The organism is Streptomyces sp. NPDC001851 (assembly GCF_040297165.1).
Classification (GTDB): domain Bacteria; phylum Actinomycetota; class Actinomycetes; order Streptomycetales; family Streptomycetaceae; genus Streptomyces.
In genome coordinates, this window is sequence record NZ_JBEOYR010000022.1 from 67641 (window position 1) to 92683 (window position 25043).

At 71.0% G+C, this 25043-nt stretch carries 24 protein-coding genes and 1 pseudogene; 8 read left to right on the forward strand and 17 right to left on the reverse strand.

Annotated features, from left to right (window positions below):
• Position 1: 1 nt before the first annotated feature.
• The 8 genes from ABT171_RS29045 to ABT171_RS29080 all read right to left on the reverse strand — a co-directional run bounded on the left by ABT171_RS29045 (position 2) and on the right by ABT171_RS29080 (position 7843).
• Positions 2–1261 carry a nucleotide sugar dehydrogenase gene (locus ABT171_RS29045; protein WP_351248870.1) on the reverse strand — a complete coding sequence of 420 codons (1260 nt, stop codon included), beginning with the start codon at positions 1259–1261 and terminating at the stop codon, positions 2–4.
• Entirely contained in the window at positions 1261–2031 is a 771-nt protein-coding gene (locus tag ABT171_RS29050; protein WP_351248872.1) for a WecB/TagA/CpsF family glycosyltransferase, read from the reverse strand. The genes ABT171_RS29045 and ABT171_RS29050 overlap by 1 nt, the downstream gene beginning before the upstream one ends.
• Entirely contained in the window at positions 2028–3200 is a 1173-nt protein-coding gene (locus tag ABT171_RS29055) for a hypothetical protein (protein ID WP_351248874.1), read from the reverse strand. Before ABT171_RS29055 ends, ABT171_RS29050 begins: the two co-directional genes overlap by 4 nt.
• A gap of 266 nt (positions 3201–3466) precedes the next feature.
• Complete coding sequence (locus tag ABT171_RS29060) at positions 3467–4066, reverse strand: acyltransferase (RefSeq protein ID WP_351248876.1); 600 nt, start codon at positions 4064–4066, stop codon at positions 3467–3469.
• Positions 4063–4956, reverse strand: coding sequence for a dTDP-4-dehydrorhamnose reductase (gene rfbD / locus ABT171_RS29065; RefSeq protein ID WP_351248878.1), 894 nt, complete (start codon positions 4954–4956; stop codon positions 4063–4065). The genes ABT171_RS29060 and rfbD overlap by 4 nt, the downstream gene beginning before the upstream one ends.
• 50 nt (positions 4957–5006) lie before the next feature.
• Complete coding sequence (rfbB, locus tag ABT171_RS29070) at positions 5007–6065, reverse strand: dTDP-glucose 4,6-dehydratase (protein ID WP_351248880.1); 1059 nt, start codon at positions 6063–6065, stop codon at positions 5007–5009.
• Complete coding sequence (locus ABT171_RS29075) at positions 6062–7129, reverse strand: glucose-1-phosphate thymidylyltransferase (RefSeq protein ID WP_351248882.1); 1068 nt, start codon at positions 7127–7129, stop codon at positions 6062–6064. Before ABT171_RS29075 ends, rfbB begins: the two co-directional genes overlap by 4 nt.
• A 126-nt stretch (positions 7130–7255) precedes the next feature.
• Complete coding sequence (locus ABT171_RS29080; RefSeq protein ID WP_351248884.1) at positions 7256–7843, reverse strand: TetR/AcrR family transcriptional regulator; 588 nt, start codon at positions 7841–7843, stop codon at positions 7256–7258.
• Between ABT171_RS29080 and ABT171_RS29085 the strand changes: the two genes are divergently transcribed.
• The gene (locus ABT171_RS29085) at positions 7794–8528 is read left to right on the forward strand and encodes an SDR family oxidoreductase (protein ID WP_351248885.1); all 735 of its coding nucleotides are present in this window, start codon (positions 7794–7796) and stop codon (positions 8526–8528) included. The two genes, ABT171_RS29080 and ABT171_RS29085, sit on opposite strands and share 50 nt — an antisense overlap.
• A gap of 224 nt (positions 8529–8752) precedes the next feature.
• Here the strand turns inward: ABT171_RS29085 and ABT171_RS29090 are convergent, their stop codons facing one another.
• Positions 8753–11149 carry a glycoside hydrolase family 65 protein gene (locus ABT171_RS29090; RefSeq protein WP_351248887.1) on the reverse strand — a complete coding sequence of 799 codons (2397 nt, stop codon included), beginning with the start codon at positions 11147–11149 and terminating at the stop codon, positions 8753–8755.
• Complete coding sequence (locus ABT171_RS29095) at positions 11146–11889, reverse strand: HAD family hydrolase (RefSeq protein ID WP_351248889.1); 744 nt, start codon at positions 11887–11889, stop codon at positions 11146–11148. The genes ABT171_RS29090 and ABT171_RS29095 overlap by 4 nt, the downstream gene beginning before the upstream one ends.
• Positions 11890–12032: 143 nt before the next feature.
• Here ABT171_RS29095 and ABT171_RS29100 point away from each other — a divergent pair, with 143 nt between their 5' ends.
• Positions 12033–12368, forward strand: coding sequence for a hypothetical protein (locus ABT171_RS29100; RefSeq protein WP_351248891.1), 336 nt, complete (start codon positions 12033–12035; stop codon positions 12366–12368).
• Between the two features lie 627 nt (positions 12369–12995).
• Here the strand turns inward: ABT171_RS29100 and ABT171_RS29105 are convergent.
• Positions 12996–13475, reverse strand: a complete 480-nt coding sequence (locus ABT171_RS29105) for a MarR family winged helix-turn-helix transcriptional regulator (protein WP_503077109.1) — start codon at positions 13473–13475, stop codon at positions 12996–12998.
• 183 nt (positions 13476–13658) lie between these two features.
• Between ABT171_RS29105 and ABT171_RS29110 the strand changes: the two genes are divergently transcribed.
• From ABT171_RS29110 to ABT171_RS29125, 4 genes are all read left to right on the forward strand, one after another.
• Complete coding sequence (locus ABT171_RS29110) at positions 13659–14771, forward strand: NAD(P)/FAD-dependent oxidoreductase (RefSeq protein WP_351248892.1); 1113 nt, start codon at positions 13659–13661, stop codon at positions 14769–14771.
• Between the two features lie 5 nt (positions 14772–14776).
• Complete coding sequence (locus tag ABT171_RS29115; protein ID WP_351248894.1) at positions 14777–15769, forward strand: aldo/keto reductase; 993 nt, start codon at positions 14777–14779, stop codon at positions 15767–15769.
• A 65-nt stretch (positions 15770–15834) separates the two neighbouring features.
• Positions 15835–16779 (forward strand): LLM class flavin-dependent oxidoreductase, encoded by a 945-nt coding sequence (locus ABT171_RS29120; protein WP_351248896.1) that lies wholly within the window; start codon positions 15835–15837, stop codon positions 16777–16779.
• A gap of 398 nt (positions 16780–17177) precedes the next feature.
• On the forward strand, positions 17178–17309 hold the full coding sequence (locus ABT171_RS29125) for a hypothetical protein (protein ID WP_351248898.1): 132 nt from the start codon (positions 17178–17180) through the stop codon (positions 17307–17309).
• Between the two features lie 164 nt (positions 17310–17473).
• Here the strand turns inward: ABT171_RS29125 and ABT171_RS29130 are convergent, their stop codons facing one another.
• A complete protein-coding gene (locus tag ABT171_RS29130) occupies positions 17474–18052 on the reverse strand; it encodes a TetR/AcrR family transcriptional regulator (RefSeq protein ID WP_351248900.1) in 579 nt (192 codons plus the stop codon).
• Positions 18053–18142: 90 nt separating this feature from the next.
• Here ABT171_RS29130 and ABT171_RS29135 point away from each other — a divergent pair, with 90 nt between their 5' ends.
• Complete coding sequence (locus ABT171_RS29135) at positions 18143–18589, forward strand: anthrone oxygenase family protein (protein WP_351248902.1); 447 nt, start codon at positions 18143–18145, stop codon at positions 18587–18589.
• A 103-nt stretch (positions 18590–18692) separates the two neighbouring features.
• Here the strand turns inward: ABT171_RS29135 and ABT171_RS29140 are convergent.
• The 4 genes and pseudogenes from ABT171_RS29140 to ABT171_RS29155 all read right to left on the reverse strand — a co-directional run bounded on the left by ABT171_RS29140 (position 18693) and on the right by ABT171_RS29155 (position 23161).
• Positions 18693–19443 (reverse strand): annotated as a pseudogene (locus ABT171_RS29140) (leucine zipper domain-containing protein).
• A 63-nt stretch (positions 19444–19506) separates the two neighbouring features.
• Complete coding sequence (locus ABT171_RS29145) at positions 19507–20751, reverse strand: LmeA family phospholipid-binding protein (protein WP_351248904.1); 1245 nt, start codon at positions 20749–20751, stop codon at positions 19507–19509.
• A gap of 71 nt (positions 20752–20822) precedes the next feature.
• The gene (glpK, locus tag ABT171_RS29150) at positions 20823–22349 is read right to left on the reverse strand and encodes a glycerol kinase GlpK (RefSeq protein WP_351248906.1); all 1527 of its coding nucleotides are present in this window, start codon (positions 22347–22349) and stop codon (positions 20823–20825) included.
• 44 nt (positions 22350–22393) lie between these two features.
• On the reverse strand, positions 22394–23161 hold the full coding sequence (locus ABT171_RS29155) for an IclR family transcriptional regulator (RefSeq protein ID WP_351248908.1): 768 nt from the start codon (positions 23159–23161) through the stop codon (positions 22394–22396).
• A 196-nt stretch (positions 23162–23357) separates the two neighbouring features.
• Here ABT171_RS29155 and ABT171_RS29160 point away from each other — a divergent pair, with 196 nt between their 5' ends.
• The gene (locus tag ABT171_RS29160; protein ID WP_351248910.1) at positions 23358–23783 is read left to right on the forward strand and encodes an ATP-binding protein; all 426 of its coding nucleotides are present in this window, start codon (positions 23358–23360) and stop codon (positions 23781–23783) included.
• Between the two features lie 40 nt (positions 23784–23823).
• Here the strand turns inward: ABT171_RS29160 and ABT171_RS29165 are convergent, their stop codons facing one another.
• Entirely contained in the window at positions 23824–25029 is a 1206-nt protein-coding gene (locus tag ABT171_RS29165) for a PP2C family protein-serine/threonine phosphatase (RefSeq protein WP_503077110.1), read from the reverse strand.
• Positions 25030–25043 lie beyond the last annotated feature (14 nt).

Consider the following 25043-nt stretch of genomic DNA (forward strand, 5'->3'; position numbering starts at 1 on the left):
CTCAGAGCACCTCGATCGCGGGTCCGGACGGCAGCCGCCGACGGCAGTCGAGGACGAACGGGGCGTGCTCCGCGACGAGTTCGTAGTCGAAGCTGTCGTGATCGGTGAGCAGGACCACCACATCGGCCGCCGCCAGCTCCTCGGGCACCGGCTCGACCCGCACCAGCCGGGTGTCCATCGGCAGGCTCTCCACGACGTGCGGGTCCGCCGCCCTGACCTGGGCTCCCATGTCCAGCAGCAGCTGGGAGATGCGCAGGGCGGGCGACTCGCGGGCGTCGCCGGTGTTCTTCTTGTACGCCAGACCGAGCAGCAGGATGCGCGAGCCGTTCACGGACCGGCGTCTTGCGTTGAACAGGTCGCTGATGCGGCGCGCCACGTACTCGGGCATGTGGTTGTTGATGTCGTTGGCCAGTTCCACGAAGCGGAAGCTCTGGCCGAGTTCGCGCTGCACCCGCCAGGACAGGTACGAGGGGTCGATGGGCAGGCAGTGGCCGCCGACACCCGGCCCTGGTGTGAACCTCATGAACCCGAAGGGCTTGGTGGCGGCGGCGTCGATGGCCTGCCAGACGTCGATGTCCAGATGGTGCGCGAACATCGCGATCTCGTTGACCAGCGCGATGTTCACATGACGGAAGGTGTTCTCCAGCAGCTTGGCGAGCTCGGCCTCCTTGGGCGAGCTCACCGGCACAGTGGTGTCCACGAGCCGGGCGTAGAAGTCCTGAACGGCCTTGAGGGACGGTCCGTTGACGCCTGATACGACCTTCGGGGTCTGCTGGAAGCCCCAGACGGCGTTTCCGGGGTCGATCCGCTCCGGGCTGTAGCCGAGGTGGAAGTCCGCACCGGCGGTGAGACCGGAGCCCTCCTCCAGGATCGGGGCGAACAGGTCCTGGGTGGTGCCGGGATAGGTGGTCGACTCCAGGACGACGGTGGCTCCGGGGCGCAGGTAGCGGGCGAGGGTGAGAGCCGACTCCTTGATGTACCGCAGGTCGGGAGTGCCCTCGTGCAGCGGGGTGGGGACGGTGACGACGGCGACGTCGAAACCGCCGCAGTCGCGGGCCGATTCGCTCGGACGGTAGGAGCCGTCGTCCAGTGCCGAGCGGATCCGCTCGGAGGAGACGTCCTCGACGAAGGACTCACCGGCGGCGAGGCTCTTGATCCGCCGGGAGTCGACGTCGTAGCCGATCACCTCGTGTCCGACCTCGGCGGCGCGGATGGCCAGTGGCAGGCCGACGTATCCCTGTCCGACCACGACGACGCGCATCAGTGACTCCTGTTCGCGGAAGCGGGCGGCGGGGTGAGCCGGATGAACTCGCGTGCCGTCATGAGGACGAAGGCGGCGTTGGTGGTGAGATAGCGCCGGCCCAGGCGGCGCGGCTCCTGCAGCGCGCGGTAGAGCCATTCGAGTCCCCACCGCTGCCACGACTCGGGGGCCCGTCGGGTGACACCGGCCAGGATGTCGAAGGAGCCGCCGACTCCGTGGACGACGCGGGCGCCGGTGCGTGCGCCGTGGGCGGCGGTGAAGATCTCCTTCTTCGGCGAGGTCATGCCGAGGAACAGCATCTGGGCGCCGCTGCGGGCGACGGCGCCCGCCACGGCTTCCTGCTGGGAGTCGTCGAAGTAGCCGTTGCGGCTGCCGGCCACCTTCAGACGGGGGAAGCGGTCGGCCACCCGGCGCAGCATCCGCTCCAGCACCTCCTGCCTGGCGCCGAGGAAGTACACGGACACGCCCGCCGATTCCGCCTCGGCCAGCAGCCGCAGGAACAGATCGATACCGGCCACCCGTTCCGGTAACGGCGCACCGAGTAACCGGGCGGCCCAGACCACGGCCTGTCCGTCGGCGAGGACCAGATCGCAGCCGGCCACGGCCTGGGCGAGCCGCTGGTCGCGCCGCATGTTCACCAGCTTCGCGGCGTTGACCACGCCGATCTCCAGCTGGGTGCCGTCCCGCACCGCCTCCAGGCAGCGCTGTACGGTCTCGTCCATGGTCAGCGGGTCCAGCTCGACCCCGAACAGTGACTGACGCGCGCTCATATCCGGCCTCCCTGCCAGGCGTAGAGCATCCAGCCGAATTCGTACGGCCGGCATTCGCGGTCCACGGACACGGGGCGGTAGACCCGGTCCAGGGGCTTCAGCCGGAGGTTCGGAGCGATCCGGGTGCCGAGCCCTCGGGCGGCCCGTACGGCCTTCCCGGGATCGCCCCGGTAGACCTTGCGCCAGGTCGCGCCGAGCCCGTCGAGGATCAACGGCTCCTTCTTCTCGGGGCGTTCGGCCAGTTCGGGCACGTCCGTCATCCAGCCCAGGCCCGTGCGGACCGAGGCGCCGAAGTCGGTGCCGCCGGCGTCGGCGAGATCGAACAGGGCGGTCGGCGCCATCGCGTGCTGATGGACGCTGTAGACCGGGTAGCCCTCCACGACACCACCGGTGCGGGCGTCGTAGTGCCACCACCACTGCCCGCCGTCGCCCTGCAGGGCGCAGATGCGCGCCGCGCAGGCCTCGGCCGCGGCCAGCGCCTCCGGATCGCCGTCTCCGTCACCGCTGGCGTGTGCGCGGGCCAGGGCCTGGAGCGGGTACGTCTGGTCGGCGAAGCAGCCCACATGGGCCCGGTACCAGGGCAGCAGGCCGGGTCCGGTGGCGTGCGGGAACAGCGGGCTGTCCCCGATCCGGGCCCGCAGCAGACGGTCACGAGCTGCGGTGAAACGTCTCTCCACATCGACCGTGCCGCGAGCCGCCGCGAGGGCGGACAGTACCCACGCCGCCTCGACGGTGTACCGCGGCCGGCCGTCCTCGTCGAGGGCTTCGACCCGCGCGACGGCGTCCGACAGTTTGGGGTGCCCGGTCTCGGCTGCGGCCCAGGCGATCAGCGCCGCGTCGCCGAGGTCGGTCACCGCGGGCAGCGACTCCACCAGCAGGCCCGTGAACTCCTGGGCGGTACGCCCGCCGAGCACCGCGCGCTGGCGGCCCTCGGGGAGGAACCGGACCCCCAGGGCGGTGATCGCCGCGTACCGGGTGCTGGTCCCGCGCCGCTCCAGGGCCCAGGATCCGTCGGGTGCCTTCCGCCCGGCCAGGGTGAAGGCGAAGGCCTCTCCGCCGGGGAGGAGCATCGACGGAAGCCCCGACTCCGCGACGGCGAGCAGGCGTTGGGCAAGGGCGAGCAGCTTCGGCTCCTCACGACCGAGCGCCGCCAGACGTGTGATGGTCATCGTTCGGACACACCAACCCCCTGTGGGTCCCCTTGTGCGCAGACTTGTGAGCGCCGCGGCGCGGACGGCCGGACGCGGAAGACAGGCGTCGGACGATCAGACGTCAGGCGTCGGAGCGGTCGTCACTCCTCGCTTCGGACACAGGTGTCCCACCCGGTAACCCCCCTGGGCACTGGTCTGTGTGCTCACTGTGCCGAGCCTGCACAGTTCGCACACATGTTATGCCTGCGCGTGTTCGAAGACCGGTGTTTTGGCAGAATCGGCGGTCAGGCGCGCTCGGCGAGTCCGCCGTCCTTCTCGTCGTACAGCGCGCCCGTCTCGGGGCACTCCCATCCGCCCGGCTCTCCCTCCCGTCCGACCAGCCGGACGCCGGCCCGGCCGACCCAGCCGATCCGGCGCGCCGGCACGCCCGCCACCAGAGCGAAGTCCGGCACGTCCCGGGTCACCACGGCACCCGCCGCGACCAGCGCCCAACGGCCGACCCGTACGGGCGCCACACACACCGAACGCGCCCCCAGCGACGCCCCCTCACCCACCACCACCGCCACGGCCTCCCAGTCACCGCCGCGCTTCAGCCGGCCCCGCGGGTCCACCGACCGGGGGGAGCGGTCGTTGGTGAGCACCGCCGCGGGGCCGACGAACACCCCGTCACCGAGCACCGCGGGTTCGTAGACGAGCGCGTAGTTCTGGAGCTTCACATGGGCGCCGATCCGCACTCCCGGACCGACATACGCTCCCCGGCCCACGATGCACCCGCTGCCCAGCCGGGCGTCCTCCCGGATCTGGGCCAGCTCCCAGACCGTCGTCCCGTCACCGATGACGGCCGTCTCGTCGACCTGGGCGGTCGGCTGGATCCTGGGGTTCACCGGGTTGAACCTTTCTTCTCTTCGAGCAGAGCGGGAAACGCCGCCTGCAGCGCCTCCCGCCAGGGCCGGATCGGTTCCATCCCGGCCTGGCGCCAGCGGTCGTGCCGCAGGACGCTGTACGCGGGGCGGGGAGCGGGCCGGGGAAAGGCGGTGCTGGTGGCCGGCCGCACGCGTCCGGGGTCCGCGCCGAGCAGCCGGAAGACCTCCCGGGCCAGGCCGCACCAGGTGGTCTCCCCACCGCTGGTGCCGTGGTAGACCCCGGCGGGCGCGGTACCGGCGAGGGCTGCCCGTCCGAGCCGGACCAGCCGGTCCGCGAGGTCCACCGTCCAGGTGGGCTGACCGCGCTGGTCGTCGACCACGTCGACGGTCTCCCTCACCGACTCGAACCCGATCATCGTGTCGACGAAGTTCCCGCCCCCCGCCCCGTACAGCCAGGCCGTACGCACGACGTACCCCGCGTCCGGGAGGGTCGTCAGCACCGCCTGTTCCCCCGCCAGCTTGGTACGTCCGTACGCGCTGCGCGGTGCCGTCGGGGCGTCCTCGGCGTACGGACCGGTGCCGTCGCCGGCGAACACGTAGTCCGTCGAGACCTGGATCAGCCCGGCCCCGGTCTTCGCGCACGCCTCGGCGAGGTGCCGGGGCCCGTCGCCGTTGACCCGCAGGGCATCCGCCTCGTGTGCCTCGGCGTCGTCGACGGCCGTCCAGGCGGCGCAGTTGACCACGATCCGGGGCCGGTGCGCGTCGATGGTGTCGTGCACCGTGCCGGCGTCCGTGATGTCGAGATCGTCATGGGCGAGGCCGACGGCCTCCTCACCCTCCCGGCGGAGCCGGGTCAGAAGGTCTCGCCCGAGCATTCCGGTGGCGCCGGTGATCAGCCAAGTGGTGGTCATGGTCCCCTGCTCGTCGTCTGGTTGTCGTCCGAAGGTGGCCGGGGGAGGGCTCACCGGAGCACCGCGCGTTCCTTCAGCGGCTCCCACCAGGCACGGTTCTCCTGGTACCACGTGACCGTCTCCGCAAGTCCCTCGGCGAAGTCCTTGCGGGGCTCGTAGCCCAGCTCCGCCCGCGCCTTGCTGCAGTCCACCGAGTAGCGGCGGTCGTGTCCCTTGCGGTCGGGGACGTACTCGACACTCGTGTCCCAGTCCGCGCCGCAGGCCGCCAGCAGCAGGGCGGTCAGCTCCCTGTTGGACAGCTCGGTACCGCCGCCGATGTTGTAGACCTCACCGGCGCGCCCCTTTGTGCGCACCAGCTCGATGCCCCGGACGTGGTCGTCGATGTGCAGCCAGTCGCGGACGTTGCCGCCGTCGCCGTACAGCGGGACCTTCCCGCCGTCCAGCAGGTTCGTGACGAACAGCGGGATGAGCTTTTCGGGGAAGTGGTGGTGCCCGTAGTTGTTGGAGCAGCGGGTCACCCGCACGTCGAGGCCGTGGGTACGGTGCTGGGCGAGGGCGATCAGGTCGGCGGACGCCTTGGAGGCGGCGTACGGGGAGTTGGGGCGCAGCGGGTCCGTCTCCGGCCAGGAGCCGGAGTCGACGGAGCCGTACACCTCGTCCGTGGAGATGTGCACGAAAGTCCTCGGTCTTCCGTGTCTCGTCCTTCCGCTGTGGCGCAGCGCCGCGTCCAGCAGCGTCTGGGTGCCCAGGACGTTGGTCCGGACGAACGCGTCGGCGCCCAGGATCGAGCGGTCCACATGCGACTCGGCGGCGAAGTGGACCACCTGGTCGTGTGCGGCGAGCAACTCGTCGACCAGTGCGGCGTCGCAGATGTCGCCCCTGACGAAAGCGAATCCCGGGTGATCACGCACCTCGTCGAGGTTGGCCGGATTACCCGCGTAGGTGAGCTTGTCCAGCACCGTGACCGCCACGTCACCCGGGCCTGCCGGACCGAGGAGCGTGCGGACGTAGTGCGAGCCGATGAAACCCGCACCGCCGGTCACCAGAATCCGGGTCGGACGGGCGGGGCTTCCGGCCGGGCGGGCGGGAGAGAACGAGGAGTCCGTCATGACGAGATCTGCACCTTGCTGTGGTCGCCGAGGACGAGACGGTGAGCGGCGGGCTTGCGGCTCGCGGGGGTGACCTCGACATTGCGGCCGATCAGGGAGGCCTCCACCCGCCGGACGCCGCTCAGCGAGGAGCCGCGCAGCACGATCGAGTACTCGATCTCGCTGTCCTCGATCCGGCAGTCGTCGGATATCGAGGTGAAGGGGCCGACGTACGAGTCGGTGATCACGGTGTGCGCGCCGACGACCGCCGGGCCCACGATCCGGCTGCCGATCACCTTGGCCCCGGTCTCGACGCGCACCCGGCCGATGATCTCGCTGGCGGCGTCGACCGTGCCGTCGATCCGGCGCTCCAGGGTCTCCAGCACCGAGCGGTTGACCTCCAGCATGTCGGTGACGTTCCCGGTGTCCTTCCAGTATCCGGAGATCGTGGTGGACCGCACATCCCGCCCGGCGTCGATCAGCCACTGGATGGCGTGCGTGATCTCCAGCTCGCCGCGCCAGGACGGCTGGATCGCGCGTACGGCCTCATGGATCGCCGGGGAGAACAGATACACACCGACCAGCGCCAGTTCGCTCTTGGGATGCCTGGGCTTCTCCTCCAGGCCGATCACCCGGCCCGCCGTGTCCAGCTCGGCCACGCCGAACGCGGTGGGGTCCGGCACCTTCGTCAGCAGGATCTGCGCCTCCGGCCGCTCGGTGCGGAAGGTGTCCACCAGTCCCGTGATGCCGCCGACGACGAAGTTGTCGCCGAGATACATCACGAAGTCGTCCTCGCCCAGGAACTCACGGGCGATCAGCACCGCGTGGGCCAGCCCGAGCGGAGCCGCCTGCCGGATGTAGGTGACGTCGACGCCGAACGCGGAACCGTCGCCGACCGCCTCCCGGATCTCCTCCGCGGTGTCCCCGACGATGATCCCGACCTGCGTGATGCCTGCGTCGGCGATCGCCTCCAGGCCGTAGAACAGCACCGGTTTGTTCGCGACCGGTACAAGTTGTTTCGCCGAAGTATGCGTTATGGGGCGCAAACGGGTACCTGAGCCACCAGATAACAAAAGTGCCTTCATGCGTATCACCCTACTTACGCCGGACTCGCCGACGGAGGGATTCCGCTGGAGGTACCCGGCCCGTCCAATGATCTGCTCCGGCTCGGGCGGCTATTGAGCAAAGCCCCGCGGGCCGAGGGGCTGGTATCAGGGGGTGGCCGGCGTGCCGATGCCGTGCAGCAGGGTGTCGACCACCCGCGTGGCGAGGGTGTCCACGGCGGCGTCCGTGTCCGGTGCTTCGACCGCTGCCTCGTGGATGAGCGCGTAGTACACGCGCCGTGCCCAGTCCAGATCGGTGTCGGGCCGCAGGAGGCCGGCGTCGCGAAGCCGGGTGAACAGCCGCTCGCACTGGGCCAGCACCGCGGCGTGCACGCGTGCGACCTCGGGCGCGTCGATGGGAAGGGCGCCCATGGCGAAGCCCCATCCGATCTTCACGCGCAGCACGTTCGCGGTGACCTGGTAGAGCGCGACGGCAGGCGGGGCGGTGTCCGGCCGGGCGGCTTCGACGGCGTCGTGGAACCGCTGTGTCGCCCATGCGGCCAGCGCTGCGATCAGGGCCTCCCGTGAGGCGAACCGCCGGTGCACGGTGGTCCGGGCGACCCCGGCGGCCTCGGCGATCTGTTCCATCGGCGCCGCCGGGTTCGTGGACAGTACCCGCTCTGCGGCTTCGAGGATCGCGCGGACCGTGCGCTCGGCATCGGCGCGGAGCGGTTTGGCGGAGGCAGGCAGCGCCATGCGAGTACGGCCCCTCGCACGGCCCACCCCGGAACTGGAGGCGGTCGGCGCGACGCTGGTGGCGGTGGACCTGTCCGATCCCGCCGGAGCCGAGCGCCTCGTTACCCAGGCCATGGCCGAGTTGGGCGGCATCGACATCCTGGTCAACAACATCGGCGGTGGTGACGGCGGTCTGAGCGGCGGCTTCCTGGACCTGACGGACGCGCAGTGGGTGCAGGTGGTGGACCTGAACTTCCTCGCGACCGTCCGTGTCACCCGCGCGGCTGTGCCCGCCCTGCTGTCCGCTCACGGCGCGATCGTCAACGTGTCCTCCATGGGCGCCCGCGTCCCGCACGGCGGCCCCATCGCCTACACGACGGCCAAGGCCGCACTGACCGCGTTCGGCAAGGCCCTCGCCCACGAGTTCGGCCCGAAGGGAGTGCGAGTGAACACCGTCTCGCCCGGTCCGGTCCGCACCGACATGTGGGAGAGCCCGACCGGCTACGGCGCTGAGCTGGCCGCATCCATGGGCATCCCGCAAGCCGACCTTCTGGCCGGTCTGCCCACGGCGACGGGCATGCTCATCGACCGGCTCGTCGAACCGGACGAGGTCGCGGCCCTCGTCACCTACCTCGTTTCGCCGCTCGCCGCCGCGACCACCGGCGCCGACCACGTCATCGACGGCGGAGCGATCAAGACCACCTGAACACCTTCCTTCCCATCAACGGCGCCACCAGCGCAGGCTCGTCCTCGGTGCGGAGGAAGGAGGGGATCGGCGGCGACGACCTCGCTGACCTGACTGCCGCTCAGCACTCGCCCCACGCTGGGGGGGAGGGCAGCCGGGGCGCGAAGGGAATCCTGCGGCGAGCAGGTGCTGTCCGCCGTTCCACCAGGCCCGCGGCACTCATTGGACTTCCGGGCGGCCGGATGTCACTCGGGTGTCTCAGCCCGCGGCTCCTCCCCGACGGGCAGGCCCACCGGACGGCGGCCCGGCGGCTGCTGGGGCTCGGGGCGGGACGGTACGGGGGGTGTCGGGCGGTCGACCGGCGTGTCGGTGGTCACCGTCGTCGGCTCTCCGTGGTGCAGCAGAAGCAGCGGTTCGCCTTCCACCAGCTGGTACCGCGTACGGGTCCCGCCGATGTCCACCTTCAGTCGGCGCCCGCGTACCAGCACGGTGAACGCCACCCGGGCCAGTGCTTCCGGCAAGCGCGGTGCGAACGCCAGCCGGTCCGGCTTCCCGTCCTCACCGATGTAGTGGCGCATCCCCCCGAAGCCGCCGACCAGGGCGATCCAGGTTCCGGCCAGGGAGGCGATGTGCAGCCCGTCACGGGTGTTGTGTTCGAGATCGTCCAGGTCCATCAGCGCGGCCTCGCCGAGGTAGGCGTAGGCCAGCCGCAGGTGCCCCGTCTCGGCCGCGAGCACCGCCTGGCAGCACGCCGAGAGGGAGGAATCGCGCACGGTCAGGGCGTCGTAGTAGGCGAAGTTGCGTGCCTTCTGCTCCTCGGTGAACACGTGCGGGCACTCCATCATCGCCAGCACCAGGTCGGCCTGCTTCACCACCTGCTTGCGGTACAGGTCGAAGTAGGGGTAGTGCAGCAGCAGCGGGTAGTTCTCGGGTGGAGTCGCCTCGAAGTTCCAGCGCTGGAAGGTCGTGAAACCGGCCGACTGTTCGTGGACGCCGAGAGACGCGTTGTACGGCATCGCCATACGGGTCGCCGCGTCCCGCCACGCCGCGGCCTCCTCGTCGTCGACGCCGAGCTCCGCGGCCCTCTCCGGGTGTCGTACCGCCACTTCCGCGGCGGCCAGCAGGTTCTGGCGCGCCATCAGGTTGGTGTACAGGTTGTCCCGGGCGAAGGCGCTGTACTCGTCGGGGCCGGTCACCCCGTCGAGGTGGAAGACGCCTTCCGCGTCATGGTGGCCGAGGGAGCGCCACAGCCGAGCCGTGTTGACGAGGAGATCGAGCCCCTCGGCCCGCTCGAAGTCCTCGTCTCCGGTCACCATGACGTACCGTACGACGGCCATGGCGATGTCGGCGTTGATGTGGAAGGCGGCCGTCCCGGCGGGCCAGTAGGCGGAGCACTCGGCGCCGTCGATGGTCCGCCAGGGGAACGTCGCGCCGCCCAGCCCGAGTTGGCGTGCCCGTTCCCGTGCCGCGGGCAGCGTCCGGTGCCGCCAGCGCAGCGCCGACGCGACGGCCTCCGGCGCGGTGAACGTCAGGACGGGCAGCACATAGGACTCGGTGTCCCAGAAGGAGTGTCCGTCGTACCCGGTTCCGGTCAGGCCCTTCGCGGGAATCGCCCGGTTCTCGCCGCGGGCCGCCGCCTGGAGCACATGGAACAGGGCGAACCGCACCGCCTGCTGGATCTGCGCGTCGCCCTCCACCTCGACGTCCGCGCCGGCCCAGAAACGGTCCAGGTACGCCCGCTGCGCTGCGACCAGTCCGTCCCAGCCGGTGCTGACCGCGGCCGCCACCGCCCCGTCCACCTGATCGTGCACGGCCGGCAGCGAACGCTCCCCGGACCAGCCGTACGCCACGAACTTCACCAGCCGCAGCGGCTGTCCGGGCACCAGGTCCGCGGTCACCGTCAGCCGGCTGACGTCGGGCTCGCTCTGCGCCGTCCACCTCGTGCTCGCGGGCCCCTCGACGAGGTGGTCGGCCGCCGCCCCCACCCGCAGTGCGCTGCGGGCGGTGCAGTGGACGAGCCGCAGCCGGGTGTCCTGCGCGAAGTGCTCCTCGGACACGAGCGGGGATCCGGTCGCCGCGGCGACGCGGGGGTCGCCCTCGAACCGGGGGAGCTGTTCGTTGGCGACGAGCTCGGACTGTACGGCCACCGTGGTCGGCCCGTCGACCGGCTCCACCTCGTACACCACCGCGGCCACCGCTCGCTGGGTGAAGGACACGAGCCGCCGTGCGGTGATCCGGACGGTACGGCCGCCGGGCGAGGTCCACCGCGCGGTCCGGCTGAGCACACCGGAGCGGAAGTCCAGCACCCGCTCGTGCGCCAGCAGCCGGCCGTACCGCAGATCGCACGGGTGGTCGTCGACGAGCAGCCGGATGATCTTGCCGTCGGTGACGTTGATCATCGTCTGGCCGGACTCGGGATATCCGTAGCCCGCTTCCGCGTACGGCAGCGGGTGTCGCTCGTAGACGCCGTTGAGGTAGGCGCCGGGCAGTCCGTGCGGCTCCCCCTCGTCGAGGTTCCCGCGCCACCCGACGTGCCCGTTGGACAGCGCGAACACCGATTCGCTCTGGGCGAGCACATCGAGGTTCAGCTCGGTCTCGCGCAGGCACCACGGCTCGACCGTGTAGCTGGGATGGGTGATCACCGCGACTCCAGGAGCTCGGCCAGGTCCCGGACCACCACGTCGGCCCCGTGCGCCCGCAGTTGCTCCGCCTGGCCCACCCGGTCGACCCCGACGACCACGCCGAACCGTCCCGCCCGGCCCGCCTCGACGCCGGCCAGGGCGTCCTCGAACACGGCCGCCTCGTCCGGTCGGGTGCCCAGCCCGCGCGCCGCCTCCAGATAGGTGTCCGGGGCGGGCTTGCCGCGCAGCCCGCGCTCGTGGGCCACCACTCCGTCGATCCGCTCGTCGAACAGGTCCTCGATCCCGGCCGCCACCAGGACATCCCGGCAGTTGGCGCTGGACGACACCACCGCGCAGCGCAGGCCGGCCTCGCGCGCCGCGTGCACGAAACGGACCGAGCCCTCGTAGGGTTCCACCCCGTCCTCGCGGATCCGCCGCAGCACCAGGTTGTTCTTCCGGTTGCCCAGTCCGTTCACGGTCTCGGCCTCCGGCGGGTCGTCCGGCGACCCCTCGGGCAGGTGCACCCCGCGCGCCGCGAGGAACGTGCGCACCCCGTCCTCTCGGGGGCGCCCGTCCACGTACTCGTCATAGTCGTCGACCGCGTCGAAGGGCACGAACGCGGTCCCCTCACGGGTGGCGCGCTCGCGCAGATAGCCGTCGAACATCTCCTTCCAGGCGGCCGCGTGCACTTTCGCGGTCTGGGTGAGCACCCCGTCGAGGTCGAAGAGGCAGGCACGGACGTGAGCAGGAAGCCCCAGCATGTCGCCGAGGCTAGAAGGCGGGCGCGGCCGGTGGCGGCAGGACACCGCCCGGCGGGCCGGAAGGCACCCACTCGGTGGAGGCAGCCTCTGAGGTTCCTCAAGTGGTTTGGCCGAACGGGAAGGTGGCAGGCACAGTGATCCACATGAAGGCATTCACGGGGCTGACCAAGAAACACGACGCCGTACTGCTCATCCGGGACTCCGACCTGGTCACGGCGGCCCTCCGCCAGGCGCTGGCCGAGGCGTCGCCCGAAGAGCGTCCGGGCCTGGAACGCGCCGCCGCACTCGTCGAGTCCACGGCCGCCGCCACCGAAACGCAGCTGCGCGCCCGCTGGGTCCGTTCCCGGCTGGCCGCCGTCGGCTTCACCGGGGACATCGACTCGGTCGCGGCGGTCAAGGCGCTGCGCCAGGCAGAACCGGCGCTGAGTCTTCTGGCGTCGGTACAGCTGCAGAGAGACGCAGTGACCAACCCCGAGTGATCGGCCGGTGACGTCGCCCGGGAATCCGTCCCCCAGGACCCGCGAGGCCCACACCCGCCGGCTGCCGGTCGTCACCCGCGCGCAGAGAATCGCGAAAGCTGCGTTCTGTGCGCGCCGAGCCGGCCGAGGTGGACGGCCACCGAGGGCGGTGACGGTGATCGCACGGGACCCTCGCCGGCTTCGCTCGGGTGCGGTACCCCCGCCGGGGCCGGGGCCGAGGGGCAGGACGGCCGGAGCCGGCCGGTCAGTGCCGGGAAGGCCACGAACGCGCCGGTGACGGTCCAGCCGGGCCAGCCGGCCATACCCATGTGTATGGGTCCAGTGCCGCATGGGGACCGGCGAACTCCTCGCGACGGCTGCACGGCCCGGCTGGTCGCCGCGGACCTGGAGGCGGAGCGGTCCTGGTCCGCCACGTCAGACACGTGCAACGCGCCCTTGGTGCGGTGCTTCCGTCATCGCCGTTTCCGGCCGTGACGGCCCCGCGCCTCAGGCGGCTCTGCGGGACGTGACATCCGGCAGCCAGGCGCCGAAGGAGTCGTGGCCCTCTCACCCATGAGCGGTTCACGCGTACACGCGGCCGAAGCCGCTTCGGGCTTCCCATGCGAGACGCCGCGCTCCGGCGGGAGGTCAGGCGCTGTCGCTCGGCTCGCCGGCGCCGGTGTCGGTGAACACGGCGGGAACCTCGTTCTCCGAGACCACTCGGGCGAGCAGTGCCGCCAGGCGGGTGCGGTCGGTGTCGCCCAGGCAGCGGGTGAGGGCGTAGAGCCGCCGGCAGGTCTCGGTGTAGAAGTCGTCCGCGAGCTCGGCGCCGGCTTCGGTCAAGGCGATCACGACCGCGCGGCCGTCGTCGGGGGACGGCTCGCGCCGCACCAAGCCACGCCGGGCGGTGCGATCGACCAGGCCGGTCAGGCTGGACTTCGCCAGCCGGAGCATCCCGCCGAGTTCGCTCATCCCGTACGGCTGCGCCATGAGCACACAGAGCAGCTGCCCTTGCTGGTGCGTGATGCCGTACTCCCGGGCGGACTCGCCGTAGACCGCGTCCACCAGGAACGAGGACCGCACCAGTCCGGCGACGACTCCCATGGCCTCATCCGAGGGTTTACTCATGCCTCCATCATACATTCGTGCCACGAACTAGTTGTGAACTCTGGTATCCCTGCCGCCGGTCAAGGATGTCCGGCGCGGGACCCCTCTTGCGGTTCGTGATACGAACTATTAGGTTCTGATTCGTGAGGCGAACTAGTTAAGTTCGTGCAACGAACGTGATTTTGTATCGAGAGAGGTCATGCCGTGAAGCGAAAAGTCGTGGTCATCGGCGGAGGCTACGGAGGCGCCGCGGTCGCCAAGGCGCTCGAGTCCGAGCCCGAGGCGGATGTCGTGCTCATCGATCCGCGGGAGGGCTTCGTCAACGCGGCCGGGTCGCTGCGGGCGCTGGCCCAGCCCGACTGGGCGCCGAACATGTTCTTCCCGTTCGAGACGCTGCTGCCGAAGGGCACGGTGATACGCGACCGCGCGGTCTCCGTCGATCCCCACGGTGTCACCCTGGCATCCGGCGAGCGGGTCGGGGCCGACTACGTGGTCCTGGCCACCGGCTCCAGCTACACGTTTCCGGCCAAGCCCGTCTCCGATTCGATCGGTGAGGCGCTGGACGATCTGCGCCGCACGCACAAGGAACTGCTGCGGGCACAGCGGGTGCTGATCCTCGGCGCCGGCCCGGTCGGGCTGGAACTGGCCGGGGAGATCAAGGAAGTCTGGCCGGACAAGCACGTCACCATCGTCGACCCAGCGAAGGAGCTGCTGCCCGGCTTCCGGCCGGAGGTCGTCGCCGACCTGCACCACCAGCTGGCGGCCCAGGGCATCGAGGTGCGCCTGGACACGACCCTGACGGAGCCGCCGAGCACCGAGTCCGGCCGGGCCGAGACCGTCACCGTCACCACCGCCGGAGGCGAGACGACCACCGCCGACATCTGGTTCCGCGCCTACGGCACCACCGTCAACAGCGACTACCTCGCCGACGGCAGGCTCACCCCCCGTACCCCCGAGGGACGGGTGCCGGTGACCGGACACCTCACCGTCCAGGGCTACGAGCACGTCTACGCGGTCGGCGACCTCACCGATGTCCCCGAGGCCAAGATGGCCGGCTACGCGATGCAGCACGCCGAGGTGGTCGCGCAGAACATCACGGCCCAGCTGAACGGGAGGCCGCCCACGGCCACGTACCAGCCGCTGGGGCACCCGATGATCCTGCTGCCGCTCGGTCCGAACGGCGGCGTCGGCCAGCTGCCCTCGCCCGAGGGCCCGTTCATCGCCCCGGCCTCGATGGTCGCCGAGTTCAAGGGCGCGGATCTGTTCACCGGCCGCTTCACCGGCCAGTTCGGCCCGACCGCCGCCGAAGGGTGGTGACTGCCATGCAGTACACCCGCCTCGGCCGCAGCGGCCTGTCGGTCTCCCGGCTGGTCCTGGGCACCATGAACTTCGGGACCGAGACCACCGAAGCCGACAGTCACACGATCATGGACCGTGCGCACGAGCACGGCATCAACTTCTTCGACACCGCCAACGTCTACGGCACGCGGCCGGGGGAGGAGTCCACCGAGGAGATCATCGGCCGGTGGTTCGCCGCAGGTGGCGGCCGACGCGAGAAGACCGTGCTGGCGACCAAGGTCTATCTGCCGACCGGCCAGTGGCCCAACGACGGTTTCCTGTCCGCGCTGAACATCCGGCGCGCAGCCGACGCCTCCCTCAAGCGGCTGGGGACCGACTACATCGACCTGCTCCAGATGCACCACATCGACCGGAACACGCCGTGGGAGGAGATCTGGGAGGCGTTCACCGTCCTGCGCCAGCAGGGCAAGGTGCTCTACTTCGGCTCCTCCAACTTCGCCGGCTGGCATCTGGCGCAGGCGCAGGAGGCCGCACGCTCCCGGCACTTCCTCGGACTGGTCTCCGAGCAGTCCCGGTACAACCTGATGACCCGCTGGGCCGAGCTGGAGGTGCTGCCCGCGGCCCGCCACTACGGCATCGGCGTGATCCCGTGGGGCCCGCTGAACGGCGGCGTCCTCGGCGGCGTCCTGCGCAAGCAGCGGGAGGGCGCCGCCGCCCGCGGCAGCTCGCCGCGCTCGGCCGCCGCCCTCGCCGAACACCGCGATGCCATCGAGGCGTACGAGAAGCTGTGCGCCGACCTCGGCGAGCACCCCGCCCACGTCGGGCTCGCGTGGCTGCTCGCACAGCCCGGCGTGACCGGGCCGGTCATCGGGCCGCGTACAGCCGGGCAGCTCGACGGCTCACTGCACGCCCTGAGGATCACCCTCGACGACGCCGCCCTGGCCGCCCTGGACCGGCTGTTCCCGCCGCCCGCGCCGAACGGGGCCAAGCCCGCGCCCGAGGCGTACGCCTGGTAGCCATGTCCTCAAGCTGATCGACCAGCGGCACGGCCTCGCCGCCGCATCGAAGGAAAGGCAGAGCAATGTCCGTACCACCAGTGGTCTTCGGCTTCGGCGCGCACAGCGTCGTCGATGACACGGCCGAGCTGCTGCGCATGACGCAACAGGCCGACCGCGACGGGCTCGACCACTTCTCGCTGTCCGACCACCCTTACCTCGGGGAGCGCCTGGACGCCTACGCCACCATCGGCTTCATCCTCGGCCGCACCCAGCACATCGCGGGCTTCGCCAACGTCACCAACCTGCCGACCCGGCCGCCGGCCATGCTCGCCCGCACCATAACGACGCTGTCCGCGCTCTCCGGCGGCCGCATCATGCTCGGTATGGGCGCCGGCGGACTGTGGGACCGAATCGCCGACATGGGCGTGCCGCGCCTGACACCGGCCGAGGCCGTGGACGCCTTCGAAGAGGCCATCGTCCTGGTCAAGAAGCTGTCCGGAGGCGGCCCACCGGTCACCCACCAAGGCCGTCACTACCAGGTGAACGACATCGAACCGGCCCCCGTGGCCGCACCCGCGGTGTGGACCGGCTCCGTCGGCCGCAAATCCCTGGCCGCCACCGGCCGGGTCGCCGACGGCTGGATCCCCGGCCACGCCGCCGACTGGCAGAGCGAGCGCTACCGCACTTCGCGGCCGGTCATCGACGAGGCCGCGGCGGCCGTGGGCCGCGATCCGGGCGAGATCCGCACCGTCTTCAACCTGCCCGGACGCATCACCGACCGTCCCCTGCCCGCCACTCGCGACCGTGACGGCCGCTGGCTCGGCGGCTCCACCGGCCAGTGGACCGAGGAACTCATCCACGCCGTGCTGGAACACGGCGCCGCGGGCTTCACGCTCTTCTCGCCCCGCGGCGGAACGCCGGACCCTGCCTCCGTCCGCCGCTGGGCCACCGAGATCGCCCCAGCCGTACGCGAAGCCGTCACGAAGCAATCCCCATACCCGGCACCGCCAGGGAGCCCCAGGACCTGACGACCGCAGGAGCCGGTATGCCGCACATCAGCAACCGGCATCCCCGCGTGCACCATCACCCTCGCCGTCGGGAACGCACAGCGCTGCCCCCACGATCGGTGTCCGATCAAGCAGCCAACGAAGCTGCTGCCGTCCCGTCTGTTCATGACCACCGCGTCAGCGCACCACGTTGCCGACACCGCCGTCCTTGCCCGCCGCGTCCGCGGCCGATGGGCCATCGAGGCACAGCACGCATCACGCCTGGTCCGATGGGTGAGCCTCTTGGGTCGGCTCGGGGCCGCGCAACGCTTCCGCCGCGTGGAGGGCCTCCTGTCGCAACTGCACACCGGTGATTACGGGTGAGAACGGTTTCCGTGTCAGCGCCACCGAGGTCGAGGCGGCCGCCCGCCGCATCCCCGGTGTCGGAGGAATTCAAGATTCCGCGCCACTGCCTCGTCGTCGACGCGCTGCCGCTGGCCGGCAGCGGCAAGGCCGACCGCAAGGCGCTGGCCGACCTCGCGCAGGAGGCCACCCGTGTCCGAGCCCGCTAGGTGTATTGATCACGAGCGTTGTTAACGCCGGGTCGGGTGCCCCGTCCGGGGCGCGGGGCCCGGCGATCTGCTGCTGCGCCGTGTGGACGCGAGTGACCGGGAGCGTTGCCGCAGGCGGCGGCGGGGCCCGAGGACCCCGGCTGCGTGCCCGCCGGGACGGTGTGTCAGACCATGGCGAGCCGGTCCACCAGCAGCTCCACCCTCGGCTCGGCGTACTCGGGCAGCAGGCGGCCCGCGCGGGTCAGGGTCGCCAAGCCGTGCAGGGACGCCCAGAACACCTCGGTGAACAGCCCCGGTTCGACGCCGTCCCCGGCGACCTCGCCCAGGCTCTCCATCAGCGCGGCGAAGGCGTCCTTCAGAGGCTCCGGGGTGTCCTCCTGCGCGTACGCCAGCCCGCCGTCGAGCTGGAACAAGGCGTCGTAGACTGCCGGATTGCGCGCGGCGAAGTCGAGGTAGGCGCGGGCCAGGGCGACGACCCGGGCGCGCGGGTTGTCCTCGGCGGAGGTCGCGGCCCGCACCGCCGCGGCCATCTCGGTGGCGCCCTCCAGGGCCACGGCGCCGATGATCTCCCGCTTGCCCCGGAAGTGGCTGTAGAGGACGGGCTGACTGTATTCGATGCGCTCGGCGAGCCGGCGGGTGGTGACCGCGTCCCAGCCCTGCTGCTCGGCGAGTTCGCGGGCTGTCGACACGATGAGGCGCTCGCGCTCCGCCCGTTCGCGCTCCTTGCGTTCCTGTACTGACATGAATCGATTCTAGCACCGCTAGACAACCGAGCGACAGCAGCGCTAGCGTTGCCTCATCATCTAGCAATGCTAGTTCACGGAGGGATCGTCATGTTCAGCACGCTTGAGGTCGTGACCACTGTCGTCGTCGGCCTGATGGTGGGGGTGGAGTTCTCCGTCGCCTTCATCATGAACCGGATCCTGGACGCGCTTCCCGAGGACAGCGGCCAGCTCGGCCACGCCCACGGCGGCCGGATGCTCGGCGCCCTCATGCCGTTCTGGTACATCGGCTCGCTCGTCCTCAGCGCGATCTGGGCCGTCGCCGGATGGCACCACCACGGCGCCGGACTCGTCGTCACCGCCGCCGGGCTGCTGATCCTCAGCGTGGTCATGTCGATCCTGCTGCTCGTCCCGATCAACAACCGAAACAAGACCTGGACACCCGACACCCGGCCGGCCGACTGGAAGCAGCAGCTGCAGCGCTGGAACCGCTACCACTACGTCCGCGTCGCCGTCATCATCGCCGCGTTCACCCTGCTGGTCGCCGCCCTCACCTGATACCACCGCTGCCCCGACATGCACTGGTTCGCCCCTGCATGCCGACGGCTTGCGCCCCGTCGGGGTGAGCCGGCGAGGGCATCGGATTTCTGACCGCGCGGGCCTAGGTGTATTGACCTGAAGCGTTGTTCGCGCGGCTGATGGGTGGGTGGCCGCCGAGTGCGGTGTGGCAGCGGTGGTGGTTGTAGGTCTGGAGGAATTGCCGGCCGCGCCGAGGTCGGTCAGGGCCTGCCGCCAGGCGAAGCTCTTGCGGTAGGGCCAGGGGTTGTCGGTCAGGATGCGTTCGATGCGGGTGGCGAAGAAGGCTGCGGCCCGGGTCAGGAAGGCCGCCCAGGTGGCGGCCTTCCTGACCGAGTGGACCTCGCTGCAGGCCAGGCGGCTGTGGTCATCGACGATGGAGTGGATGTAGTCGAAGACCATCCCGCCGCCCTCGGGGATGCGGCCGAGTTTCTTCACGTCCACGTGGAACAGATCGCCGGGCCAGGCCCGTTCGTATCGGCGGATCGGCTGGCCGGTGGGGCGATCCAGGTGGGCAAGCCGGATCAGGCCGTGACGGGCAAGGACTCGGTGCATGGTCGAGGCGGGCAGCTCCAGGACGGGGCCGATGGGAGCAGGACCGAGTTTGCGGGTCTGCCGCAGCCGGCATGTCCGGCCTCTGTCGCTGCCGGGGTCCGGTGCGGTGTCCTGTGCGGCCTGCTGGAGCGGTCGATGAGCCTGGTCTCGCCTTCGGATCGCCAGCGGCGGATCCACTTGTGGGCCGTGGGTCGCGAGATGCCCATCTCAGCGGCGACATGGGCGACGGGACGACCGGAGCGGACACGTTCGACGAGCAGTCGCCTGCCGTGGACGGTCAGCCGGGCATTTACGGTGGGACACGAAAGGCCTCCGTGCGGTAAAGATTCGCTCGAAGAGCGCTGTCAGTGGCCCAGGAGCAGTCCTGTTCCCGACACCTCGGCGCGGATGCCGTCCTTGCCCACCGTCACGCTCTGCAGGCGCAGGGAACCCCCGGGCGGTTTCGGCAGCTGGAAGGCGAAGGAGAAGCGGTCGGCGATCTGGGGGCGGGTGAGCTTGGTCAGTGCGGTGAGCAGGGACGGGTCCAGGCCCAGCCTTTTGAGGAGTGCCGGATGGGCGAGTGCGGCGTCCACGAGGTTGATGCGGGTCAGCTGGTGCAAAAAGCGCGGGGCGCCGGTGAGTTGATGGAGCTTGTCCTCGTCGTGGAGCGCGGCGCGCACCGCGCTGTCGGGGACGCCCAGGCGGTGCACGATCTCGGGGAGTGCCAAGAAGGCCTTGATCTTCTCTGCCTCCCGGCTGAGTTGTCTCGCCGACGAGGGGGTCAGGTGGAGGCCCTCGTCGGGCCTGGTGCCGGGCCGGTAGGTCGCGAGGTCGTCGATGTCGAGTCGTATGCCGCCCACCGAGGTGGCGATGCCGCGGTCCCCTTCGAGCCGGATGCGCGCGTCGGCCCGTACGCTCAGGTCACGGCCCGCCATGTGCAGGGAGCCGAGGGCCCGGACGCCTCCCGGTCCGTGCGCCGTGAAAGCCACCTGGGACGCACCGAGTTCGCGGTTCATGTCGGCGAACGACAGCAGGACTTGACCGTGCACCTGCCGGACGAGTGCGCCGCGCACCGCGGTGGGTCCGTCGCCGTCGATGCGTATGTCGTGCGCGGTGGCGGTGACCTGGGTGAGGGTGACCCGGCGGGCCGGGATGTCGGGGACGGTCACCCTGACCGAGTCCAGGCGCTGGGCGGCCAGTTGGGTGAGGAAGGGAAAGCCGCCGATCTGTACTTCGGGGGCGGCTGCGAGATGCAGTGTGTCCTTCAGCCGCTCCGCGGCCTTGTGCTCGGCGTACAGCAACGCCCAGCGGTCGGCAAGGGTGACGAGGCAGGCGAGGGTGAGCACCCAGGCGAGGCCCCGGACCACGGTGGGTAGACCGGTGGCACGGTTGCGACGGCGGCTGCCGCGCCGGTGGTTGGGGGGTGCCCAGGGCTCCTCGGCGTCGTCCTCCTGCCGGGTCGGCGCGCTGTCCTCGGTGAGGAGGTCGTCCAGTGGATGGTCTGCCAGCGAGGCCAGTTCGTCGTACGGATTCCGGCGGGGTGGAACCTCTTCGGCGGGAGGCCCGTCCGACTGAGCAGCACGATGCGTCTTTATGTGGGGGGTACGCATCGGTAGATTTGATCACATAGTGGCACCCAGTGCGCAAGTCCTACCTGAAGTAAGGCGGGAAATGCGTCACTTCATGAGCCAGGCTCGGCTGAGCGCGGTGGTCGCGCCCACCCCAGGGAGCGTTCGACCGCCCGCTGCCAGTTGTCGTACTCCGCCTCCCGCAGCCGGGGATCCATGGCGGGCAGCCACTGCGCCGCCCGGTGCCAGTTGCGGCGCAGCACTTCCAGGTCCGGCCAGTAGCCGGAGGCGAGGCCGGCCGCGTAGGCGGCGCCGAGGGAGACCGTCTCGGCGACCAGGGGCCGTACCACGGGCACGTCGAGGACGTCGGCCACGAACTGCATCAGCAGGTTGTCCGCGGTCATGCCCCCGTCCACCTTCAGCTGCTGCAGGGGGACCGAGGAGTCCGCGTTCATGGCGTCGACGACCTCGCGGGTCTGCCACCCGGTGGCCTCCAGGACGGCGCGCGCCAGGTGCCCCTTGGTGATGTAGGAGGTGAGGCCGACGATGACCCCGCGGGCGTCGCTGCGCCAGCGGGGCGCGAACAGGCCCGAGAAGGCGGGGACGATGTAGCAGCCGCCGTTGTCCTCGACCGTCCGCGCGAGCGTCTCGATCTCCGGGGCGCTGCTGATCAGGCCCAGGCGGTCACGGAACCACTGGACGAGTGCGCCGGTGACGGCTATGGACCCTTCCAGGGCGTACGTAGGCCGCTGGTTCCCGATCTTGTAGGCGACGGTGGTGAGGAGACCGTGCCGGGAGCGCACGACGTCGCCCCCGGTGTTCAGCAGCAGGAAGCTCCCCGTTCCGTATGTGCATTTCGCCTCGCCCGGTGAGAAGCAGGTCTGGCCGAACAGCGCGGCCTGCTGGTCGCCGAGGGCGGCGGTGAGGGCGACGCCCGGGAGCAGCGATCGGGCGTCGCCGTACGTCTCGGCGGACGACCTGATCTCGGGCAGCATCGGGCGGGGGACCCCGAAGAAGGCCAGCAGCTCTTCGTCCCAGGCGAGCGTGTGCATGTTCATCAGCATCGTGCGGCTGGCGTTGGTGGCGTCGGTGATGTGCAGGCCGCCGTCGGTGCCTCCGGTGAGGTTCCAGATCAGCCAGCTCTCCATCGTCCCGAACAGCACCTCCCCGTCGGCGGCGCGCTGCCGCAGGCCCTTGACGTGGTCGAACAGCCAGCGGAGCCGCAGCGCCGAGAAGTACGTGGAGGGCGGCAGACAGCACCGTTGGAGGAAGAACTCCTCACCGGGGTCCTTTCTGAGGTCCTCGACGAGCGGCGCGGTGCGGGTGTCCTGCCATACGATCGCCCGGCCCACCGGGGCGCCGGTCCGGCGGTTCCAGAGCACGGTCGTCTCGCGCTGGTTGGCCAGGCCGACGGCGGCGACCTGCTCCGTGCCGACACCGGCGTCGGAGAGCGCCTCGGGTACGACACGGCGCAGGTTCTGCCAGATCTCGACGGCGTCGTGCTCGACCCAGCCCGGCCGGGGGAAGTGCTGCTGGTGCTCCTTCTGCGCGACCGAGACCAGCCGCCCACGGTGGTCGAAGAGGATGCAGCGGGTCGAGTTGGTGCCCTGATCGATGGACATTACATACCGTTCAGCCATGATCGGGTCTGCCTTCCGACGGATCGAGGGGCGGCTGTCCTGGCCTACCAGCGGGCGGCTCCCAGGTCTCTGGAGATCGCGCGCGCCGCCTCACGGATCAGGGTGATCAGGTTCGGGTGGGGACGGCCCTGGCTGTCGCAGATCCGCTCGACCGGTCCGGACAGGCCGATGGCGCCGACGACGAGGCCGCCGTGGCCGCGGATCGGCGCGGCGAGCCCGGCCTCGCCCATGCTCATCTCCTGGATCTCGGCGGCCCAGCCGAGTTCCCGCACCTCGGCGAGTGCCCGGGTGAGCCGCTCGCGATCGACCAGCGTGTGCCGGGTGTACGCCTCCAGGCCCGGCCCGTCGCCGGGCTCGATCGCCGCGGTCCCGAACGCCAGCAGCACCTTGCCGAGCGAGGAGGCGTGCAGCGGCAGCAGCGAGCCCACGTCCAGGGTCTGGAAGGTGTCGTCCGGCCGGAACACATGGTGGACGATGAGCACGCTGCCCTCCAGGGGGGTGCCCAGGCGTACCGCCTCCCCGCTGCGGGCGGCGAGCGCATCGGCCCAGTTCAGGGAGCGCGAGCGGAGTTCGTTGACGTCCAGGTAGCTGGTCCCGAGGTGCAGCAGGGCGGCTCCGAGCTGGTATTTGCCGGTCGCCGCGTCCTGCTCCACGAAGTCCACGTGCTGGAGGGTGCGCAGGATGCCGTGGGCGGTGCCCTTCGCCAGCCCGAGGGAGGCCGCCACCTCGCCGAGCCCGAGTCGGCGGGGCCCGCCGGCGAGCAGGCGCAGGATCGCCGCCGCCCGTTCGATCGACTGGACTGGGCCGGCCATGAGGCGAGCCTATTACCGCCGCGGATGGTTCGCTCCGCGGGCGGCCGGCGCTTCGGGGTCGTGGGGACGGAGGGGGCGTTCGGCAATGCCGACCGCCGTTCATTGACGTGCCGGATTTGTCTCCATAGCTTGCTGGGAGGCCGGTATGCGTGAGGACACAGCGCCGGACCGGCGGTACACACCATGGGGAGAGACCATGACGGCTCAGCTCGACACGCTGCTCCGGGCGGCTTGCGAACACGTGTGTCCGGTGCTGCCCGCCGCCGGCGCCGTTTCGGCCGTACGGCGACGTGTCGCGGCGGTTCTCGCCGACTGGAGCGTGTTCCCGGAGCTGGTCGAGGACTCTCTGCTGGTGGTGTCGGAGCTGGTCACCAACGCGCTGCTGCACGCCTGCCCCCCGGCCGTACTCCGGTTGTCCTGGGCGCCCGGCGCCGACGCCTGCACTCTTCGCGTCGAGGTCACCGACGCGGGGGCGGTGCTCCCGGCGGGTGAGTCCCGTGCCGGGACCGACCCGGACGAGCACGGCCGGGGCGAGACGATCATCCACGCGCTGGCGACCCGCCATGGCACACGCGTCCACCCGGGCGGGGTCACCCGCTGGGCCGATCTCGTCGCCGTCTAGGACCCCTCTGGCGGACCACCGCGGCGTCTCCGGAGACTCGTCAGGAGGACCCTTCAGAAGGACCCTGGAGTGCGGCCTCCGCCGGTGACGGCACGGTGGCCTGTCCGTTGTCCGCGGTCTGCCTGCGGATCAGGAGCAGGGCGGCGTCGTCGTGCAGCCGGCCGCCCACATGCTCCAGCAACTCGTCGTGCAGCGCGGTGAGCGTGCGGGCCGGCTCGTCGGAGACATGGCGGGCCACCCCCTCGGCGAGTGGATAGAACCGGCGCGCCTGATCGCGGGCCTCGGTGACCCCGTCGGTGTACAGCAGCAGCTGCTCTCCCACCCCGAAGGGCAGCCGCTGCAGACGAGGGGCCTGGCCCGACAGGGCACGCAGCCCGAGAGGCGGCGCGGGGCGGGTGGAATCCACCGCCCTCACCTCCCCGGACGCGGATATCAGCAGCGGAGGCGCGTGTCCGCAGTTGACGATCTCCAGGTCTCCGGACCGGGGACATCCGGCCACCACGGCGGTGACGAAGTCGTCGGGGCCCAGGTTGCGGGCCAGGCTCCGCTCGATCCTGCCCACGACGGCGAGCAGATCGGGCTCGTCATGGGCGGCCTCGCGGAACACCCCGAGCACGAGTGCGGCGGTCCCCACGGCGGGCAGCCCCTTGCCGCGCACGTCGCCGACGATCAGCCTGACGCCGTGCGGAGTGGGCACCAGGGCGTAGAGATCCCCGCCGATCCGGGCCTCCGCCGCCGCGGCGCTGTAGCGGACGGCCACCCGGAACGGCCCGACGGCCTCCGGGACCGGCTGGAGTACGGCGTGCTGGGCGGCCTCGGCGACCGAGCGGACGGCCGCGAGGACCCGCTCACGCCGCCCGTGCAACGCGCTGGCCAGGCCGCTCGCCGCCGTGACGGCCAGCAGCGCGGACAGTACGGCCATCAGTTCACCGGCGGGAACGCCGTTGCCGATGCCCAGCGCCGCGCCCAGCGCGGTGGCGAGGAGACCGGCACAGAGCACCCCGGGCGGCCCGTTGGTGGCGGCCGCCAGCGCGGGTCCGGCCGCCAGCAGCGGCAGCCAGACCGTGCCCGCCCCCGCGGCGATGTCCCCGGGGCCGACGACGGCGAGCACCAGAACCGGCAGCACGGGCGTGCTGAGGGCCGGCCGACCGGCGGCACATCGGCGGACCGATGCCCAGATACCGGAAGCACGCCTCCTGAACAGCCTCGGCTCGTGGTCGCCGCCATGGTGTCGGGCCTGACTCATGTTTCGTCCGCAGT

Bases quoted from the DNA above. Each gene is read 5' to 3' on its own strand.
- ABT171_RS29160 (WP_351248910.1), top strand. From the start codon at position 23,358: ATGACGGCTCAGCTCGACACGCTGCTCCGGGCGGCTTGCGAACACGTG.
- ABT171_RS29135 (WP_351248902.1), top strand. From the start codon at position 18,143: ATGTTCAGCACGCTTGAGGTCGTGACCACTGTCGTCGTCGGCCTGATG.
- ABT171_RS29145 (WP_351248904.1), bottom strand. From the start codon at position 20,751: ATGCGTACCCCCCACATAAAGACGCATCGTGCTGCTCAGTCGGACGGG.
- ABT171_RS29080 (WP_351248884.1), bottom strand. From the start codon at position 7,843: ATGGCGCTGCCTGCCTCCGCCAAACCGCTCCGCGCCGATGCCGAGCGC.
- ABT171_RS29120 (WP_351248896.1), top strand. From the start codon at position 15,835: ATGTCCGTACCACCAGTGGTCTTCGGCTTCGGCGCGCACAGCGTCGTC.
- ABT171_RS29115 (WP_351248894.1), top strand. From the start codon at position 14,777: ATGCAGTACACCCGCCTCGGCCGCAGCGGCCTGTCGGTCTCCCGGCTG.
- ABT171_RS29075 (WP_351248882.1), bottom strand. From the start codon at position 7,129: ATGAAGGCACTTTTGTTATCTGGTGGCTCAGGTACCCGTTTGCGCCCC.
- glpK (WP_351248906.1), bottom strand. From the start codon at position 22,349: ATGGCTGAACGGTATGTAATGTCCATCGATCAGGGCACCAACTCGACC.
- ABT171_RS29155 (WP_351248908.1), bottom strand. From the start codon at position 23,161: ATGGCCGGCCCAGTCCAGTCGATCGAACGGGCGGCGGCGATCCTGCGC.
- ABT171_RS29045 (WP_351248870.1), bottom strand. From the start codon at position 1,261: ATGCGCGTCGTCGTGGTCGGACAGGGATACGTCGGCCTGCCACTGGCC.
- ABT171_RS29130 (WP_351248900.1), bottom strand. From the start codon at position 18,052: ATGTCAGTACAGGAACGCAAGGAGCGCGAACGGGCGGAGCGCGAGCGC.
- ABT171_RS29165 (WP_503077110.1), bottom strand. From the start codon at position 25,029: ATGAGTCAGGCCCGACACCATGGCGGCGACCACGAGCCGAGGCTGTTC.
- ABT171_RS29055 (WP_351248874.1), bottom strand. From the start codon at position 3,200: ATGACCATCACACGTCTGGCGGCGCTCGGTCGTGAGGAGCCGAAGCTG.
- ABT171_RS29100 (WP_351248891.1), top strand. From the start codon at position 12,033: ATGAAGGCATTCACGGGGCTGACCAAGAAACACGACGCCGTACTGCTC.
- ABT171_RS29105 (WP_503077109.1), bottom strand. From the start codon at position 13,475: ATGAGTAAACCCTCGGATGAGGCCATGGGAGTCGTCGCCGGACTGGTG.
- rfbD (WP_351248878.1), bottom strand. From the start codon at position 4,956: ATGACCACCACTTGGCTGATCACCGGCGCCACCGGAATGCTCGGGCGA.
- rfbB (WP_351248880.1), bottom strand. From the start codon at position 6,065: ATGACGGACTCCTCGTTCTCTCCCGCCCGCCCGGCCGGAAGCCCCGCC.
- ABT171_RS29095 (WP_351248889.1), bottom strand. From the start codon at position 11,889: ATGCTGGGGCTTCCTGCTCACGTCCGTGCCTGCCTCTTCGACCTCGAC.
- ABT171_RS29050 (WP_351248872.1), bottom strand. From the start codon at position 2,031: ATGAGCGCGCGTCAGTCACTGTTCGGGGTCGAGCTGGACCCGCTGACC.